Origin of the sequence: Hyperthermus butylicus DSM 5456, from assembly GCF_000015145.1 — an archaeon.
Classification (GTDB): domain Archaea; phylum Thermoproteota; class Thermoprotei_A; order Sulfolobales; family Pyrodictiaceae; genus Hyperthermus; species Hyperthermus butylicus.
Window position 1 is genome coordinate 612,527 of the sequence record NC_008818.1, and the last position, 13,309, is coordinate 625,835.

General features: G+C 57.9%; 10 protein-coding genes. 3 read left to right on the plus strand and 7 right to left on the minus strand.

All coding sequences use genetic code 11. From position 1 onward, the window contains the following. Positions 1-5: 5 nt before the first annotated feature. The 3 genes from pstC to HBUT_RS03310 all read left to right on the plus strand — a co-directional run bounded on the left by pstC (position 6) and on the right by HBUT_RS03310 (position 2,572). On the plus strand, positions 6-974 hold the full coding sequence (pstC, locus tag HBUT_RS03300; protein ID WP_011821810.1) for a phosphate ABC transporter permease subunit PstC: 969 nt from the start codon (positions 6-8) through the stop codon (positions 972-974). After that, entirely contained in the window at positions 967-1,623 is a 657-nt protein-coding gene (locus HBUT_RS03305) for an ABC transporter permease subunit (protein WP_011821811.1), read from the plus strand. Before pstC ends, HBUT_RS03305 begins: the two co-directional genes overlap by 8 nt. 181 nt (positions 1,624-1,804) lie before the next feature. Further along, positions 1,805-2,572, plus strand: a complete 768-nt coding sequence (locus HBUT_RS03310) for a phosphate ABC transporter ATP-binding protein (protein WP_011821812.1) — start codon at positions 1,805-1,807, stop codon at positions 2,570-2,572. A gap of 525 nt (positions 2,573-3,097) precedes the next feature. Here HBUT_RS03310 and HBUT_RS03315 read toward each other — a convergent pair. From HBUT_RS03315 to cas7a, 7 genes are all read right to left on the minus strand, one after another. Then, complete coding sequence (locus HBUT_RS03315) at positions 3,098-7,351, minus strand: MMPL family transporter (RefSeq protein ID WP_011821813.1); 4,254 nt, start codon at positions 7,349-7,351, stop codon at positions 3,098-3,100. Between the two features lie 304 nt (positions 7,352-7,655). Next, positions 7,656-8,495 carry a CRISPR-associated endonuclease Cas3'' gene (locus tag HBUT_RS03320; RefSeq protein WP_011821814.1) on the minus strand — a complete coding sequence of 280 codons (840 nt, stop codon included), beginning with the start codon at positions 8,493-8,495 and terminating at the stop codon, positions 7,656-7,658. Positions 8,496-8,517: 22 nt separating this feature from the next. After that, positions 8,518-10,026, minus strand: a complete 1,509-nt coding sequence (gene cas3, locus HBUT_RS03325; RefSeq protein ID WP_011821815.1) for a CRISPR-associated helicase Cas3' — start codon at positions 10,024-10,026, stop codon at positions 8,518-8,520. Further along, complete coding sequence (locus tag HBUT_RS03330; RefSeq protein ID WP_011821816.1) at positions 10,007-10,270, minus strand: DEAD/DEAH box helicase; 264 nt, start codon at positions 10,268-10,270, stop codon at positions 10,007-10,009. The genes cas3 and HBUT_RS03330 overlap by 20 nt, the downstream gene beginning before the upstream one ends. An 11-nt stretch (positions 10,271-10,281) precedes the next feature. After that, positions 10,282-11,409, minus strand: a complete 1,128-nt coding sequence (locus HBUT_RS03335) for a hypothetical protein (protein WP_011821817.1) — start codon at positions 11,407-11,409, stop codon at positions 10,282-10,284. Positions 11,410-11,422: 13 nt separating this feature from the next. Beyond that, entirely contained in the window at positions 11,423-12,256 is an 834-nt protein-coding gene (cas5a, locus tag HBUT_RS03340; protein ID WP_011821818.1) for a type I-A CRISPR-associated protein Cas5a, read from the minus strand. Continuing rightward, positions 12,253-13,290: a type I-A CRISPR-associated protein Cas7/Csa2 gene (gene cas7a, locus HBUT_RS03345; protein WP_011821819.1), complete on the minus strand. Its 1,038-nt coding sequence runs from the start codon at positions 13,288-13,290 to the stop codon at positions 12,253-12,255. Before cas7a ends, cas5a begins: the two co-directional genes overlap by 4 nt. Between the last annotated feature and the right edge of the window lie 19 nt (positions 13,291-13,309).

Here is a 13,309-nt window from a genome sequence, read left to right on the forward strand (position 1 = left end):
GGGGGATGGGTCTCCCCGCTAGGTTGGCGTCGAGGATCCTGGGTGTGGATGTCTCCCGGATGCCACGGCACGACAAGCTCTTTCTCCTCTCCCTCCTACCCCTCGGCGTGCTCATACTCGCCCTCTACGTGTACATAGCCTACGTGTTCGCCGACTATTCAGCCCCGGTGATCGAGAGGGAGGGGGTAGACTTCATCTTTGGCAGTGAGTGGAGCCCATCGAGGACCACCTACCAGATCTTACCAGTGCTCCTCGGCTCAATGGTGACGGCTAGTATAGCCCTGCTACTAGCTCTGCCTCCCACGCTGGCGGCGGTAGTATTCATAAACGAGTACTTGTCCCCGAGGCTCCGCGAGCCGGTGGCAAGTCTCATCGACGTTATGGCGGGGGTTCCCTCGGTAATTTACGGGCTCTGGGGCGCCAAGGTCCTCGTACCACTACTGCAGCGCTACGTCATGGAGCCACTCCATGAAAAGCTGGGCTTCATCCCGCTGTTCTCCTGCCAGCCACTCACGGGTAGGAGCATACTCGCGGCGGGCGTGGTGCTCGCCATAATGGTTACACCCTACATGTTCGCGCTGGTGAACGAGGCCTACCGCAGCATCCCGACGGCATATCGCGAGGCCATACTCGGCATTGGGGGCCGCCGCTACCATGTAGCCCGGATACTCATCTCAATGCTCCGGGGCGCCGTGGCTGGTGCAGCCCTGCTGGGTTTTGGCCGGGCGGTAGGGGAGACCATTGCGGTAACCCTCGTGGTGGGCAATGTGATAGAGATGCCCACCTGTCTCTTCGCTCCAGGCCAGACAATAACCTCACTCATAGCAACACTCTTCCCCGAAGCCCAGGCCAAGCCACTAATGCTCAACGCACTCTACGCTGCAGGCCTCACCCTCCTAGCTCTAGGCCTCGCCCTAAACTTCGCGGGACTAGCCCTCATGTACAGGTGGAGGAGGCTGATGGAGCGTGTCTAGGCAGGCACTACTAGACAAGCTCGTAGCAGTGGTCACTGGTGCGGCAACAGTAGCCATCATAGCCCCGCTAGTCTCGATAATCTACGAGGTAGCATCGAGAGGCATAAGCGTCATAGCCCACGTCGGCCTCATAGACTTCCTCACCCAGCCACCACCCCCGCCCGGAGCTGGGCTCGGCGGTATAGGGCCAGCATTCACTGGCTCCCTGCTCCTAACCCTCCTATCCTCAGCCATCAGCATACCGGTAGCGCTAGGCCTGGCGCTGCTAGCAGTAGAATACCCCCATACGTGGATAGCCAGGGCTGTAAGGGGCCTGGTAAAGGCACTACTCGAGATACCCACGATAGTTATAAGCATGATAGTTTATTCGCTCCTCGTAATACCCATGGGCGGGCCCTCGATACTAGCGGGTGCGGTAGCCCTCGCGATAGTAATGCTGCCCTATACGACATCCTACGTTGAGACCTACCTCGAAAACGTGCCCTGGATCTACCGTGAGGCAGGCTATGCTATAGGCATGAAGAAGGCCCAGGTGGCAGTAAGGATAGCCATGGGGATAGCACGTAGAGGCGTGGCGGTCGGGATAGTCATGGGGTCTCCAGAGCATTCGGCGAGACAGCACCGCTACTCTTCACCCTTGGTGCTGTAAGGCTCTTCCAGCCCTACAGCATAACCGGCCCTGGAGATGCAATCCCCCTCCTCATATACCACTTCGCCCTCACACCCTACAAGAACCTCGTAGACGTGGCATGGGGTGCTGCACTCATACTCCTGGCGGGCTATCTCCTCCTCTATCTCGCCGTAAAGCTGGCGGTTAAGGGTGTAAGGCTATGACGCGCCAGCCAGCCGTAAGCATTAGGGGGTTAAACGTCTGGATACGTGGGAAGCATGTACTCAAGAACATAGACCTAGACATACCTGAGGCAGCGGTAACAGTAATACTCGGCCCCAGCGGTAGCGGCAAATCCACCCTACTCAGAACCATTAACAGGCTCATAGACTTCGTGCCAGGCGCGAAGGTTGAGGGCAAGGTCCTAGTGTTTGGCGTTGATGCATTAAAGGCTGATCCCTACGAGCTCCGGAGCAGGATCGGAATGGTGTTCCAGACGCCCAACCCATTCCCGCACATGAGCATATACGAGAACGTAGCGGTAGCAGCCAAGATAAACCGTGTGGCAAAAACAAGGGAGGAGCTAGACCAGATAGTGAAATGGGCTCTGGAGGCAGCGAGGCTCTGGGACGAGGTAAAGGACAGGCTCCACGATCCACCAACAGCGCTTAGTGGCGGCCAGCAGCAGCGCCTATGCCTAGCCAGAGCCCTAGCCATGAGGCCCAAGCTGCTACTCCTCGACGAGCCCACTGCAAACATAGACGCCCACAACACCGTGATGATAGAGAACGCGCTCCGAAGCCTAGTAGAGGAGCTAGGCTTAACAATCATACTCGTAACACACATGCCGCACCAAGCGCTAAGAGTAGCAGACTACATCGCGGTAATCTACAACGGCCAACTAGTAGAATACGGCCCAGCAGACGAAATAGCAGTAAACCCAAAGCACGAGTTCACAGTAAAGCTCTTCAAAGGCGAAGTAGGCTAAGCCACACCCGTAAAGTAGCCGTTGCTGTAATAGGCATCCTCGCCGAGAAGTGAACGAGTTTAGCCTAGCCCCCGAGCCCTCCCGACAGGCTACCCAACACCCCAGACTCATTATACCCCATGGCCGTGGAGTACACGATGGGCAGCACTCTATCGCGCCCAGCGACACCAGGCTAGCCTACATGTTTCGAGGCGTACACAATCAAGTGCTCTATAAGCACTCCTTCCCGTAGTCCTAGACTAGATTAGTTCCCACGCTGCCAGGCTCCTACAAGTATACCCTCTACCTGATCCATACTAGCATACTAGCAATATGGCGTTCAACGCAGCCAATGCACCACCCGGCTTAGCAGCTAGGGGGTGTCCGTGTAGACGGCTATAGCAATGGTGTCTCTCGTATCGGGCCGGGCAGGTGCTTACACAGCCAGGCTGCCTTGGTGATGAAAAAACACCAGTGTTTTGTATGGTAAAAAGATGGGTTGGGATCGTCTCCGGTTCATCCCCCGTCTCTATTGCTCAAGGCTTTCTAGTGGCTGATGCGTCTGCGCAGCCCCCATGGCCACCATGCATGGCGGCCGAGCATCGATATTACTAGTGGTGTTAGGAGGTAAGCTGCCATTAGACCTGCTAGTAGCACTGTTACTGCTAGCGTGAAGCCCATCTCCCTCATGCCGATGTTGCTTGCTGATAGTAGTGCTAGGTAGGCGCTTGTCACAACGAATGCTAGGCCTACTATGAATGTGCTAACGGCTCCAGCGGCTCTCGCTACGGCCTTCTTTGCGTCGCCACCGCCCCGGTGGTATTCCTCTAGGGCGCGTGCAAGGTAGAAGCTATTGTAGTCCATACCCACGCCCAGCACGGCTGCCATAGAGACTATGTGGAGGAACCATAGCACCGGTTTGCCCAGCAGGTCCTGGAAAAGTATTACGCTCGCAGCGATACCCATCATTGCTGAGCCTATGATTACTAGGAGCGCTGCTATGCTAGCCACCAGGCTGCCGAAGATGCCGGTGAACACGGCTATCATTAGGAGGCTCGCGGCTGGGAGTATGCGGCGATAGTAGACACGGTGCAGTATATCGTCCATCTCGAGTACAGCGTAGGGTGCACCGCCCACGTAGACCTTGAAGCCGTGCTGCTCAGCGTAGCTGTGTGCTATCTCGTGCACCTTCTCTATCGCCTTTTCGCCCTCGCTACTGTAGGGATCCACGCTGAGCATAACCTGTACCACAGCTATTCTGCCGTCGCTGCTCACCAGCCCGCCCATCATGCCTGCAGTCTGGCCGAATACTGCAGCGCTGCTGGCGAGCTGCGTGGGCGATATAACCTTCGCTACGCCGGGCACCTCTGCCAGCTTGGCTGCAAGCTCGTCCAGCATCTTCGCAGTAGTGTTGCTCTCCCAGATGCTCTCCGGGAGTACTGCTACCACGTACACCGGGTCAGTGATGCCTGGCGTGAACTCCTCGCGGAGCACGTCGAATGCTTGTAGGGCTGGCGCGCCGTCGGGGAGCAGGAGCTTCATGTCGTGGCTCCCCTTGAATGTGACGTAGAAGTATGCCGAGCCTATCATCGCGGCGAGGATTACAGCCAGCACTATGGGCTCGTAGCGTATCAGCGTCCTCATCAGCCTACTCTCGCGGCCCAGCCTCTCAATGCTCGGCCTCCGCGGCCACCAGAACCAGCTCCTACCACCGAACAGCGACAGCAGTGCTGGCACTAGTGTCAGGCTCGCGGCGGCTGTGGCGGCTACTGTTATCGGTATAGTCTCGCCTATGTTGCTAAGGAACCCTATCTCCCAGCCTAGCATGAGGCTGCCAAATCCTATGATCACTGTGAGAGCGCTAGCAACGACAGCTGGTCCAGCCCTCTCGAGGGCGCGTCTCGCGGCTTCCCGTGGGTCCTGGAGCCTAGCGTATTCCTCGCGGAACCTGTGCACAATGTATCCTGCATAGTCTGCGCCTAGGCCGAGCGCGGTAGCTATCATCAGCGACTGTGTTGTCGAGGAGACCTCTATCCAGCCCATGCTAGCTGCGATGTATACCAGGGCTCCGCCCACGGCTAGCCCGAGGAAGATGCCAATGTATGGCAGTATGACGGCGAAGAGACTCTCAAGGATTACCAGTAGCACTATGAATGTGCCAAGCTCGCTAAACTTGCTAGTCTTCTCTGCATCCCTGCCAGCATACTCCTTAACCTGCTTCAGTAGGAGATCGTTACCGCTAACATAGGCCCTCTCATAGCTTATGCCCAGCTCCTTTAACAACTCCTCCGCCGTCCTGCCAGCCTCTACGGTGTTGTCTGCCCGCTCCTCCCCAGTATCGCCGAGCGGGGTGCCCATCACGAGGAAGCCATTGTAGTCACTGGCTACGAGTAGTCCACGCGTCTCGTTGAGTAGTCTCGGGTAGACAGCCTCTAGGAGGAGTCGCTCAGCGAGCTGCCCAGCAGCAGTCTCAGCAGCCAGCTCGCCCCGTGCAACCTTCACGCCAAGCTCGATGGTAGCGTCTGCGAGCCAGTCCGGGACCTCAAACCCCTCGAAAGCAGCGCCAGCCATCTTCCCCGCAGCAGCCTCCCTCACGAGCTTCTCCACTATGCTCCACTTCCTCTCCTCGGGTATCCCGGGGCCCTCCACGGCGACGATATCGGCTAGCTTCTCGAGCAGCGGCTTAGCCTCCTCCGGCGCGTTCTCGACCGCCTCCTCCTTCAGTATCTCGGCCATGGTGCGGCGTAGGGCTTCCCGGCTCTCCAGCATCTCCCGCAGCTCACCAACGGTGAAGGGGAGGCTGAGGCCCTGCTGCTCGGCCATCCACGCTACGGCTTCGAGGGCGAGCGTAGTGTTCGAGGCTATCCTCCCGGAGGCGTCGGGGTCGAAGCGCTCTAGCGCAGCGGCGATCAGCTTTGCCCGCTCCTCGCCGGCCTCAGCGGCGACAGCGTTCTCCACGATGCTGAGGGCTATCTTGCGCAGCTGTCCGGGCTCCGCTGCCCCCTCTGCTACGAGGAGCGAGAGCTGGGTGACAACATACCTGGGCAGGATCGCCTGGCCCATCTCTGTCATCTGCTCGTAGACTATGTCGCCGGCTGCCATGGCTGCGAGGGTTTTGTTGGCTGCCAGTAGCCCCTCAGCCTCCGGGTCATACCTCGGCAGTACCTGCAGCAGCTGCTTGGCTTCAGCCGGGACTTCCCCGGCTAAGAGCTGGACTGCCTCGCGCGCAGCAACTCTACGATCCATGGCGCCCTCCTGGAGTATCCTCTTGGCGGCCTCGACGGCGTCGCCTGGCACCCCGAAGGCCTCCAGGAGCTTTGCAGCAGCCTCAACAGCCTTGTCAGGGCTGGAGGCTAGGGCGAGGCTCGCCGCTGGGTCAGCCTCGACCAGTACCCGTGCGAGGAGCTCCGTGGCGTTGGCCGGTAAGCCCATCTCCTCGGCGGCCCGCCCCGCTACCACCAGGGCAGCGTCGAGGGGCTCCAGGGCTCCCTGCGCAGCCTTCGCCGCCAATTGCTCAGCGATACTCTCCGGCAGGCCTTCCACCTCTAGCTGCTTGGCCAGCAGCTCGGCGACAATGGCTGTCCTGTTGGCGGCTATGCTCTCCGCGGCCTGGCGGGCAGCTTCCCGCGCAGCATTGAGCACCTGTAGCTGGCTCTCAACATGCTCTGGCGGCAGCTTGTAGAGGTCTGTCAACGAGCTAACATTCATGGAGGCCTTAACGCCCTGCAAAGCTCCAAGCCAGGCATCAACAGCTACTGGCAGTACGTAGGTGGCAGTGGCTGGCAGCTCCCCAGCCAGCATGTTGGCTGCGACCCGTGACGCAGCGGTGTCCGGGTCTACGCCCTGCTCGACCAGCTGCTTCACAGCCTGCCACGCGGCTAGAGCCTCCTCCCGCGGCAGCGGCACCAGTGCCGGATCGATGCTGGTCAGGTTTGCCGCCTCGGCGTAGGCCTCGTAGCTACCATTGTAGGCTTCGAGATAGAAGTATGCCCTGCTAACCTCCAACAAGGTATAGGTAGCGCATCCTCCACCTGGCCAACCAGGGGTCTCGTTGGAGAATAGCGCTGCTAGCTGCCCGGCAGCGAGGGTCAGGTTCCTGTAGAGCCCACTGTAGAACCGATCAGCCTCCACGAGGCCCAGGGCTGTCTTGTTAAGCTTCGCCGCCAGCTCCAGCAGTTGGCTAGTCGTATCAGCTAGTGCAGCGTCGAGCTGTACCAGGCCGTTAATGGTCTTGTTCAGCAGGGGTACGAGTTCCAGGAGGCCCTGGTAGGCCCGGGCGTAGCCCCGGTCGGCCTCCACGAGCCCTATGAGGCTCTGGTTGAGCAGCTCCACCTGCTTAGTCGCGTTCTCCAGCGCTGCAGCATAGGCCTTGTCGAGGCTGTCCAGAGCCTCGTAGAGCTGCAGCGTGCGGCTAGCAGTCTCGTTGACGGCGGACAACATGGCGGCGTAGAGGGTCTCGTTCAGCCCTGCGAGCATCATCGGGAGCCCAGTGACACCGGTCATGTAGCGGCCGCTGACAGTCTCGTTGAACGCCTTGCCCCACTCTACGAGCCGGAGAACAGTATCATTATCCAGCAGGTCCACGCCAGTAACAACAATGACACCCACACCATCACTGCTACCCAGCTTCTCGAGGAGCTTCGACGCGTTCATAGCCTCACTATTCTCCGGCAGCGTGTACTGCCGCTCCTCAACAATACTGCCAAGCTTAGCGAAGAGCGGGAGCGCGACAAGCGCCACTACCAGCCAGACAGCGATAACCACGATGGGCCTCCTAGCTATGAACCCGGCAACACCCATGCAACCCACCCGACCAGTCGGCAGCCGATATATCTGCGGTACATATAAATTGTTTCCTAGAACATCCAACCAGTAGGCCACAGCTAAAACAACAGCCAAGAAACAGAGAATGCGGTACACACAGCGGCCAGACAAGCCGCACAGAAAACGAGACCATGAATGCGCGTCAGCAAAAACCGGCAACATAGCGATAACATTCTAGCAGCCGGAGATACTCTCCAAGGCATCCTGCTAGGGCTGCCAGTTCTGCGATGCATGATGTGCATACAAGGGCTCCTGGGACCGGAGGCGGAGCTTGCTGGGACTAGCTTATTTTGAGCATTCTGGCCAAGTTTTCGGCTTGCCTATAGCCTTTCTCCCTTGCTTCTTTGAGCAGTACTGGGTTATATATGCCTAGTTCTCGTAGTACGTGTTTTGCATATCCTCGTGGGTAGATTGTTGCCACGTTGTCGTCTCGCGTGTTGCAGCTCCCTCTTCCATCCAGAATCGCTGCTGCTAGGTAGTCTGCGGCTGCGAGTAAGCCGGTTAGAATCGAGGTCGCCGCCGATAATGCTGGCTGTTTCTTCTCTAAAAATGTAAGTCTCCTTCTCACTCTTGCCTCTGCCTCCAGCGGGTTTGGAGGCGGTGCTGTGTCTGCGAGTTCTCGGAGAGTAGCTGCCACGGTTGCTGCAAGACTGCCTGCACTGTCTAGCTCTTCAGCTAGGGCTTTGAGGCTGCTACCGTCCAAGCCATCTATTTTTCCTTGTTTCGCTGCTGCCCGGCATGCTGCTAGGCTCCTCATACCGTGGTGATGTCTTAGTACTGCTGCAGCAGCAACAGCTGATAGTAATTCTACTTTAGACCTGCTAGGCTCTACTAGCTGTAGTATAACGTCTAGGGTCTCCATTGCAACCCAGCTCCCAGCCAGCTCGTGGCATGTGAAGCGAGGGTAGCACCTAGCCACGGTCTCCTGGTACCTTTCAGCCGCCTTACCAGCATCGTGTAGTAGTGCTGCCACGGCAGATGCCAGCATGAGTGTGTCTTGGTCCAAGCCAAGCCTTAGGGCTGTGACCCGGAGCTCGCGGTGAAAGAGGCCTAGCATGAGTCCTAGAGTGTTTATGCTGTGGTCGCGGAGCCTTACACCAATCCAGGCATATAAGGCCATGATTTGCACCTTCATGTGTTGGTTAGAGTGTTTTGAGGCCTATGCCCGGTGTGTACGCGTCTTCTCGCAGTGCTAGAGCTATAGTGTGGAGCCTTGCACCGGTGTCCTTGGAAAGGTTCTCTAGGAGCTTGTAATACGTTCTTAGGTAGCTACTGCAGTTGGCTAGCATTGCTTCTACATCTCTAGCTGGGGCTTGGGCTTCAACTACTTCGGGTTCTTCGCCGGCGTATCCAATACCTATAACGTTGCAGATGCCGTTGCTGCAGTTTAATAGACTCTTCCACCTCCCCCTGGCGCGTAGCCAGTCTAGTGGTGCTTCAAGAAAGTCGTAGCCCTCGTTAAGTGGGGCTGCGAGGTGTACCAGGGCGGTGCCCCGGACTAGGCTGCAGAACTGCTCGATGAGCATGCGTGCTGGCCTGGGGTCACCGAGGGCTGAAGCCACCACGTTGGCTAGGAGCCTCCTGTAGGCTAGTAGCTTTGCTCTTGGCTGCTCTACTTCCAGGCCTACAGCTTCATGGGCTTCTACGAGGTGGCGGAAGCTCTTCCTCCCACCATTATCGTCTAGTAGCCTCCACTCTATCCCGACTCGCCGTGCTTCCACGAGCTGCTTTACAGTCTTCACCGTCTCCACTGCTATGCTGCCGTAGGGGTGTAGTGTGTTGGGAACGTATATGGCTACTATGGGTGGGTCACTGCGGCATTTCTCCGCTGTTCTCTGGCTCCTACAGAGCCTTCCCGCGCGCTGGGCTAGGCTGCTGGGTGCCGCAGCCTCTGTAACCAGGACCTCAGCGTCAACGTCTACACCGGCTTCTACGACCTGCGTGGCAACGACGACTTTTGCTCTCTCTATCTTCTTGATAGCCTCCTCCCTGTCCCTCTGGGCTAACCGCCCGTGAACAAGTACCACGTTCTCCTCGCCAAGCATGGCGCGCAGCTCTCGGTAGGTCTTCAGGGCTGACCCCACGGTGTTGACAGCGTATAGCACCTTGCGCCCAGCTTCAGCATGATCTACCGCTAAGCGTATAGCCTCGCTTGAGGTCTTGAGGATGACTGTTTTCCAGTCAAACATGTTCTCCTCCTCGAACGCGGTATCGGGAATGCATTTCCAGCCTTTGCCGCAGCGGTTGCAGCTCCTGCAGACTGCCAGCACAGTGGCACCAGTGGTGGCTGCAATACTCTCCGTCAGCTTGGTAGACATAGTGGCGGTCTCCACAACCACTGGTGTACGGGTATCCCTCAGTATGGGGAGTACCGTTGAGAGGTATAGGCGTGAGAACGGAGTCTCCCCCTCTAGCCAGGGCTCAGCGTAAAGGTGAGCTTCGTCGAAGACTACTAGGGAGGTTAATATCGAAGCCCGTGGAAGCTCATAGTGGCCTTCAAGCCTCCTCATCTCGTAGCCGGTGAGTACCAGTGATAGCTCTGCCACGGGGAGTCTTGCAAGGTTTAACGCAAAGCTGTCAAGAGTCGAGACCACAGCTCTACGGAGCATAAATGGGCTATAGCCCTCAGGGTCAAGGCTTAGACCCGGCAAGATAGCCAGCATCTCGGCCAAGGATGCCGCGGAGGTATTCGTACTGCTGCCTCACAAGGGCTCTCAGAGGGAGGACGTGCACCGCCCTAGCTGCTATCCCCGCCTTCTCCGCCTCCTCCAGGAGCAATGGAAGAGACTTACTCTTACCGTACCCGGTGGGCGCTACCAGAACCGCATTGCTGCCCCTCCGCACCTCACCAGCAAGCTCGCTGATGCCCCTCCGCAGGGGTAGCACAGCCCGCATAGCCTCCCAGCCTAGCCTCCCACAACTATTTCCCGGGTGCCACTGGCCTGCGCTAGGCTAGCCGCGATACCCGACAGCAAACTCTTCGACCGGCTGCACTCACGGCTCTCTGCTGCACCACGTAGCAGGCGTGCACAGTCGTAGACGTAGATGTTGTTGGCGGTTACAGTGTAGAGGTAGAGCTTCTGTACACACTGGCCTAGTGCTACATAGCCCGGATCCCGGTCTCCCCCACCGCAAACACCGCCTCTCAGGGTTCGTAGGAGCGCATGTGCCAGCTCTACTAGTGGGCGGCTGCCAAGCATGCATAGGGGCTCGGAGAAGCCTAAGGGGAACATCGTGTTCAGCATCGCCCTATTCCCAGCCTCTGTAACGGATGCAGCGTATAGCAGGTCCAGCTCTGAGGCTCCACATGCAGCACCTGGCTCGAAGTCTAGGAGCTCCGCTATCACTGCCGAGCCGTAGAGTATGAGGAGGGTGTCAATGCTCGCTGGCAGCTTCTCTACGCCCCTAGAGCCGAGAAGCGCGCCTATAGGGTTTAGCCGGCCATCCTCCCAGCGGAGGACTAGGGTTAGGTAGAGGCTGCCAATGGGGTCCAAATCCTGGACACCTACCTCCGGTGGTGGGACCAGGTAGAAGCCTGTATCACCTATACGGCCCACCTTTGATAGGAGCCCGCCTATCAGCGCTAGGATGTAGCCATGGATGCTTATCTTTGAGCCTCCAGCTGCCTTCTGCTGGCCGCCAAGCATGCGGCGGGGATACTCAAACATGTTCAGCTTCATCATCATTGCTGCTGTCAGGGTCTGATTGTAGTCGGCTGAGAGTCTCCCATCCCTCAGCATCGCTACCAGCTGCTCTGCCGCATCAATCCACCGGGTCACCTTGGCTCCCAGAAGGTTCTTGAGGGGCCTCCAGTCGTTGCCAAAGAACCTTGGCGGGTAGACTAGCTTCTCGTCCAGAAGCTGCCTAGCAACATCCCATGCTGAGAGAACCAGGTGCCTATAGTCCTCGTAGCTTCTAAACTCGACACCCTCCCAGCTAATCCTCACAATCTTACCCGGGTCAAGGCTTAGCGCTAGTAGCTGGAATCCCCTGCCGAGCCAACCCGGAGGAAACAGCTCAACAATGAATGGCATGTACCCACCCCTGCTACCTCCCTGCTACGCATAACGGCTTGGATGGGTGGCAGTAGACGCGGCTTCTTGGACTAAACCCTGGGAGCTCCGTGGAGGGCGGGGGAAGGAGTATCGAAGATGTTGAGGAGGCTGCTGCCGGTATGTGGTAGAGAATGTAGTCTGGGATTGCCTCGCCGCCACAGAGTAGCTTGGGGTCAAGCCTCCACATGTAGATGTCTCTGATGAGTTCCACCTTCGAGAAGGGCTCTACAAGGCCTCCCTCCTGGTAGAGTATTGTCTCGAAGACGCCGCCCGTGAGTGTCACGGGTTCCACAGCCTCTGCATGGATGACCGATACTAGCCCCTCCTTGGAGCCAAGCCTCCATCCGGCCCAGGCGAGAGCCGAGATGATCGACTCTACAGTCTCGCCGAGCTTGCGGGATAACCCTTCAACGTCAACGACCAGTGCCAGGTAGAGGCGTGCAGCGGGACCATATGCCGCCCCCACCGCCTGGGCTGCGAATGCCAGCTTCTCCCAGCCAGTCTTCCTCCTACGTTGGTATGGTAATGTAGCCACGTGCGATAAATCACTATGAACTACCAGGCCGCTCCTACTATCAGAATTCAAGCCTGCTGAGGCTGCGAGCGTGTGCTCTGCTAGTAGCGCTGCGGGGCTACAGGGGCGCTTCGCTGGAAACCCCCTGTACTCTGCTAGGCCGAGGAGCCTTGCGAGGGGTTCAGCGTAGAAGCCAACAATTGTTGTTGGTGGTGGTATGGGTAGGGCGGGCTGGGCAGCTGAAGCCCCAGCGTAGCGTACGCTAAACCCCCATGCAAGCTCTACCTTAGATACCAGCATTAGGGGCTTCAAGACTTGCCCCTCAGCAGCTCCAACGTCTCCTCCTTAGCGCGTCTAATAGCCTCGAGATAGCTGCCAACCTTCTCAACGCTTACATTATTGCAGCCCTCGGGCTCCATCAGACCTTCGCCATTATAGTAAACTATGCTGGCCTTGAAGCCCTTCACAACAGAGGTCATAGCGCATGCCCGCTCTACTGTCTCCCTAGCGTAGTTCTTATCGTGGCCCGGTGACACGTTGAAGGGTAGTGGCTGCGATACCGAGGCTACGAGGCTTAGTATCTTCCAGTGGGGCTGGAACCTGGAGGTCTTTGCGCCCCATGCCATTCCGCCGAGCAGTGCTGCTAGAGCGTCGAAGGCTGCCTCTACACGCTTAAGCCTATCCTCAAGAGATAGTATGTACTCGTTCCTGCTACTGGCGCCCTCATTCTCCATGCTCCTAGCTCCCACGCCCGAGGCGTCGAGAGCGAAGCTGAACACGTAGACGGCACTGCCAATCTCAACGTAGTATATTGCCTGCTCCTCCTGCTTTGCACCGGGCGAGTACCTTACATGGAACTGGGCTTCTGTAGCTGCTGCACCAGCCTCGAGGGCGTCCAGCGCTGGAACCATGTAGCCTACGCGGAATCTTGAAGTCCTTTTTACCGTCTTGTCCGTGTACAGGAACCCACCAACATCCTCTACAACACAGTTCTTGACTACGTACTCTTCAGCATCGGTTCCTGTCTTAAACTTGTTCTTAGCACCATCGATTCCGTCATACTTCTTAAAGACATCATCATTAGCGTGCTTTAGGAATACGCCTTGACTGCAAGCACTGCAGACCGGTAGCCCCCTCTGGATAGCTATATCGGCTAGGAGCTTCTGGTAGTGATGTGCTAGGCTCTCACCACTGATAACCGGCACGTAGCGCAGCACGAACCCATTGTCTGTACGGAGCACCACAGGAGCACGACGATGTCTGACAACGTTGCCTACGCTCTCAGCCATGTTGAGTGCTTCGAGGTTTACGAGTATGCGGGCCGAGAGGGAGAAGAACACGGGCATCTGGCCCTCACCCCCCGTG

Coding starts and splice junctions, on each gene's coding strand:
- pstC (WP_011821810.1), top strand. CDS start 6: ATGGGTCTCCCCGCTAGGTTGGCGTCGAGGATCCTGGGTGTGGATGTC.
- HBUT_RS03310 (WP_011821812.1), top strand. CDS start 1,805: ATGACGCGCCAGCCAGCCGTAAGCATTAGGGGGTTAAACGTCTGGATA.
- HBUT_RS03315 (WP_011821813.1), bottom strand. CDS start 7,351: ATGGGTGTTGCCGGGTTCATAGCTAGGAGGCCCATCGTGGTTATCGCT.
- HBUT_RS03320 (WP_011821814.1), bottom strand. CDS start 8,495: ATGGCCTTATATGCCTGGATTGGTGTAAGGCTCCGCGACCACAGCATA.
- HBUT_RS03330 (WP_011821816.1), bottom strand. CDS start 10,270: ATGCGGGCTGTGCTACCCCTGCGGAGGGGCATCAGCGAGCTTGCTGGT.
- HBUT_RS03335 (WP_011821817.1), bottom strand. CDS start 11,409: ATGCCATTCATTGTTGAGCTGTTTCCTCCGGGTTGGCTCGGCAGGGGA.
- cas7a (WP_011821819.1), bottom strand. CDS start 13,290: ATGCCCGTGTTCTTCTCCCTCTCGGCCCGCATACTCGTAAACCTCGAA.